Here is a 4182-nt window from a genome sequence, read left to right on the forward strand (position 1 = left end):
CGTCAATTTCATTTCGTTGAACCTGAGCTATACTTAAATTGTAAAGAAGAAGAGGGAAAACAAAAAAATCAAAGATAAGATGAAAGGAGAAATAATTCATGCAAAAAGCAGTTATTCAATTAGAAACATTATCTTGTCCATCTTGTATGCAAAAGATTGAAAATGCGGTGAAAGGATTAAACGGGGTTAATCAAGATAGCTTAAAAGTATTATTCAATGCAAGTAAAGTGAAAGTAGATTTTGATTCCGAAACGATAGACATCGAAAAGATTGAAAAGGCAATTAAAGACCTAGGCTACCCAGTCATCAAATCAAAGGTAAAAGTAGCCTAAGGTACAATTAATATTGAAGTTGATCCAATGTATGTTTAGTAATAATGGCAACAAATAGTTAAAATAATAGGGAGGAAAAGAAACATGGTACAAGACAAAACACCACAAGAAAGACTGCAAGAAGAGCAAAAACACAAAGAACACGTGCACCATACAAAAATTAATGCAGCAGCCATCGCAGATCATATTTTAGGCAATATCCATACAATGCATGTAAAGTTACATCAGTATCATTGGTATGTGAAAGGACCGCATTTCTTCAGTATCCATGACAAATTGAATGAACTGTACAACACAAATGAAGAGTGGTTCGATAAAATTGCAGAACGCCTAATTGCTTCCGGTCATAAGCCAGCTTCTACAACTACTGAATTTGAAAAGTATTCTATGCTTTCGGAAGACCCTGCTGACAAGTATTTGAAAGCGGAAGAAATGGTTGAAAATGTAATTGAAGATTTCAGAAGCACCCGCGGCTTAACCGTTCGCGCGATCCATTTGGCACAAGAAGAAGGCGATGATGCATTTGAAGATACACTGATTGTTTTCAAAAGTTATTTGGATGAAAATATCTGGATGCTGCAGGCCTATCTTGGCAAAGAAGCATTAGAAGACGACGATGATTTTGACGAGGATGACGACGAAGAGTAAATCTTCCTTTCGTAGCCGGGGGTACCAGTCATTGTGTTAGACATCAACAATAATTTTTTGCAGCCCCTCTCATGATGAGAGGGGCTGCTTTTTGATACTTCTCTAATTTCATTTTTATCCTCCAAAAAAATAAAATATTAATTCAGCTATGATTTCCGCACATTCAACTACAGCTTGTTCTGAGTATTTTTACAATATCTCCTCTTTTACAATATATTCAATAATCTAATTCAATAATCCTGCCAGTTAGTTTAAGTATAATCGTTCACAAAGTCTATATTTATTTAGTTTCTTGGTGCCTGGTCACTCTTCGGTTAATTCTGCCCCACTAGTTTTGTTATGATCCACTCTTTTAAAAAATGATTTTTAAAACTTGACCACAGTCAATTACCATTATCAATAATTATCCTATACTAGAGTCAACAACAAAAGAAAAGGTGAAATGTGGAGGGAAACAACATGCAGAGATTTATATTAGGCAAAAAAAATCAGATTACATTAATCAGTGCCATTTTAATTGTTCTTGGATTCTTTGGTCATTTTGGTTTAGAAAGTATGTTCATTTTCAACTGGTCGCTCATTATTGCGTCCATTCTTGGAATCGCACCGATTGCAATACAAGCGTATCAAGCATTAAAAGTGAAGGTCGTCAGTATTGATGTTTTAGTCACTATTGCTGTAATTGGTGCTGTGTTAATTCAAAACTATGAAGAATCAGCCATCGTTACTTTCTTGTTCTTATTTGGTTCTTATTTAGAACAACGTACCTTAAACAAAACACGATCTGCCATTAAAGAATTAATAGAATTGGCACCAGAAAGTGCTTTGAAACAAATGGACAATGGGGAATTTGAAGAAGTTGAAGTGGATGATGTAGATGAAGGCGACATATTATTAGTGAAAACTGGTGCAAAAGTGCCTGTAGATGGAACGGTACTGGAGGGTGTTGGTCATATTAATGAAGCAAGTATAACAGGTGAGGCTCTACCAGTAAGTAAATTAAAGGGTTCGGAAGTTTTCGCTGGAACCATTTTGGAAAATGGAACGATTCAAATCCAAGCTGACCGTGTTGGGGAAGATACGACATTTGGTCGCATTATCGAATTGGTAGAAGAGGCGCAGGATTCGAAATCAGAAGCAGAACGTTTCATTGATCGATTTTCCAAATACTATACACCAGCCGTTTTAGTCCTTGGTATTATTGTTTGGCTGTTTTCGCAAAATGTGGAACTCGCTATCACTGTTCTTGTTTTAGGATGTCCAGGAGCATTAGTCATCGGTGTCCCTGTATCCAACGTTTCCGGAATTGGAAATGGTGCACGAAATGGCGTCCTTTTAAAGGGAAGTGAAGTCATCAATGATTTCAGTAAAGTAGACACGATTGTTTTTGATAAAACAGGAACATTGACAATAGGAAACCCAGAAGTAGCAGAAAAGGAATTTTATGGAGAGAATACAAAAGAAGTTCTAAGGTTTTTGGCAAGTGTTGAACGTGAATCAGATCACCCATTAGCAAAAGCAGTCCTACAAGATATTGGTGAGACGAACTTTTCCACTGTAGAAGAAACGGAAGTGGTGAAAGGTGGCGGGATTGTCGCAACAGTAGATGGTCACCGTATCGCAGTTGGTAATGTAGCTTTAATGGAAAAAGAAAATGTCGTATTAAATGAAAAGGTCAAAAAAGATGTGGAACGCTTTGAACAAAATGGGAACTCCCTTGTCCTTACAGCAGTTGACGGGGTATTACACGTTCTGATGGGCATTCGAGATCAAATTCGCCCAGGTGTGAAACAAGACTTACAAAACTTGAAAAAACTTGGTGTGAAAAATCTTGTCGTCCTTTCCGGTGATAATCAGGGAACCGTAGATTTAGTTGCTCGAGAACTTGGATTAACAGAAGCACACGGTCATATGCTTCCAGAAGGAAAATCCACATATATTGAAAAAATGCAAGCAAAAGGCCAAATCATTGCCTTTGTCGGTGACGGAGTGAATGATAGTCCTTCATTAGCCTTAGCGGATATCGGAATCGCCATGGGAAGTGGAACAGATGTTGCAATTGAAACATCGGATGTCGTTTTAATGAATTCTGACTTTAGTCGTTTACCACACGCATTAGGCTTAACAAAATCAACTTCAAGAAACATGAAACAGAACATTACCATAGCAGTTGGTGTGGTATTAGTCTTACTTGCCAGCCTACTATTTAGTGAATGGATGAATATGTCAATCGGGATGTTGGTTCACGAAGCAAGTATCTTAGTAGTCATCTTGAATGGTATGAGATTGCTTCGATACCGGTTGAGAGGATAATTTTAATAGAAAGCGGTCTTGATGAATGATAAAGGGGAAGTATTCAGGTAGGAAGAACAAAATACTCCCCTACTTTTTTCTTAAAACTTGATTTGCGTCAATTTCATTTCGTTGAACCTGAGCTATACTTAAATTGTAAAGAAGAAGAGGGAAAACAAAAAAATCAAAGATAAGACGAAAGGAGAAATAATTCATGCAAAAAGCAGTTATTCAATTAGAAACATTATCTTGTCCATCTTGTATGCAAAAGATTGAAAATGCGGTGAAAGGATTAAACGGGGTTAATCAAGATAGCTTAAAAGTATTATTCAATGCAAGTAAAGTGAAAGTAGATTTTGATTCCGAAACGATAGACATCGAAAAGATTGAAAAGGCAATTAAAGACCTAGGCTACCCAGTCATCAAATCAAAGGTAAAAGTAGCCTAAGGTACAATTAATATTGAAGTTGATCCAATGTATGTTTAGTAATAATGGCAACAAATAGTTAAAATAATAGGGAGGAAAAGAAACATGGTACAAGACAAAACACCACAAGAAAGACTGCAAGAAGAGCAAAAACACAAAGAACACGTGCACCATACAAAAATTAATGCAGCAGCCATCGCAGATCATATTTTAGGCAATATCCATACAATGCATGTAAAGTTACATCAGTATCATTGGTATGTGAAAGGACCGCATTTCTTCAGTATCCATGACAAATTGAATGAACTGTACAACACAAATGAAGAGTGGTTCGATAAAATTGCAGAACGCCTAATTGCTTCCGGTCATAAGCCAGCTTCTACAACTACTGAATTTGAAAAGTATTCTATGCTTTCGGAAGACCCTGCTGACAAGTATTTGAAAGCGGAAGAAATGGTTGAAAATGTAATTGAAGATTTCAGA

The 4182-nt window shown here is 36.6% G+C and carries 5 protein-coding genes; all 5 read left to right on the top strand.

The window, feature by feature from the left end:
* Positions 1-98 precede the first annotated feature (98 nt).
* A complete protein-coding gene (locus tag BN2144_RS05860) occupies positions 99-332 on the top strand; it encodes a heavy-metal-associated domain-containing protein (protein ID WP_033827365.1) in 234 nt (77 codons plus the stop codon).
* Positions 333-416: 84 nt separating this feature from the next.
* A complete protein-coding gene (locus tag BN2144_RS05865) occupies positions 417-980 on the top strand; it encodes a Dps family protein (protein ID WP_033827366.1) in 564 nt (187 codons plus the stop codon).
* Positions 981-1439: 459 nt separating this feature from the next.
* Entirely contained in the window at positions 1440-3293 is a 1854-nt protein-coding gene (locus BN2144_RS05870; RefSeq protein ID WP_033827367.1) for a heavy metal translocating P-type ATPase, read from the top strand.
* A gap of 193 nt (positions 3294-3486) precedes the next feature.
* Positions 3487-3720 (top strand): heavy-metal-associated domain-containing protein, encoded by a 234-nt coding sequence (locus BN2144_RS05875; protein ID WP_033827365.1) that lies wholly within the window; start codon positions 3487-3489, stop codon positions 3718-3720.
* A gap of 84 nt (positions 3721-3804) precedes the next feature.
* Positions 3805-4182 (top strand): Dps family protein (locus BN2144_RS05880; protein WP_033827368.1); only part of this gene is annotated, 378 nt, incomplete at its 3' end.

It is taken from the genome of Bacillus andreraoultii (assembly GCF_001244735.1).
In the GTDB taxonomy this organism is placed as follows: Bacteria; Bacillota; Bacilli; order Bacillales; family Caldibacillaceae; genus Caldifermentibacillus; species Caldifermentibacillus andreraoultii.